1 protein-coding gene and 1 pseudogene are annotated in these 553 nt (G+C 73.8%); both read right to left on the bottom strand.

Annotated features, from left to right (window positions below):
• Positions 1–278 (bottom strand): ACT domain-containing protein (locus tag A6Q79_RS00420; RefSeq protein ID WP_317695266.1); only part of this gene is annotated, 278 nt, incomplete at its 3' end.
• A pseudogene (locus tag A6Q79_RS00425) lies at positions 275–553 on the bottom strand (uracil-DNA glycosylase); the annotation flags it as partial. The gene A6Q79_RS00420 and the pseudogene A6Q79_RS00425, both read right to left, overlap by 4 nt.

The following is a 553-nucleotide window of genomic DNA, read 5'->3' on the forward strand; positions in this document are numbered from 1 at the left end:
ACCCAGGACGAGCCGCGGGCCGATGCACCGGACTCCTGGGGCACCTCCCGTACCGTCACGGTGAGCGTCCCGTCGTCGGTGAGCGGCGCCAGCGCCGACTCGATGTCAGCGGCGGGGGTGTCGCCGGCGCAGAGCAGCATCATCGCGAAGTGCCCGCGCAGCAGCGTCATGGTGGAGTCCTCGAGGTTGAGCCCGAGGCCGGCCAGCCGACCGGTGGTCTCGGCGATGATGCCGGGCCGATCGTGGCCGAGGACGGTGACGGCGTGGAGGGTGCTCACGCACCCATTCTCGCAAGGGCCGCCGCGCGCCCGAGCACCTCGTCCAGCATCGGCTCGGTGAGCCGCCCGGTGAAGGTGTTCTGCTGGCTCGGGTGGTAGCAGCCCAGCAGCGTCCGCTCCCCCAGCGGGACCTCGACGCCGTGCCCGAACCGCGGCCGCGGACGGGGTACGCCGACGCCGGCCCGCTCCAACATCCGCAGCGCCGCGGCCCATCCGAACGCCCCCAGCGTGACGACGACCTCGACCGAGGGCGCCACCAGCGCCCACTCCCGGTC

The sequence above is a fragment of the Aeromicrobium sp. REDSEA-S32_B7 genome (assembly GCF_001626145.1).
Taxonomy (GTDB): Bacteria; Actinomycetota; Actinomycetes; order Propionibacteriales; family Nocardioidaceae; genus Aeromicrobium; species Aeromicrobium erythreum.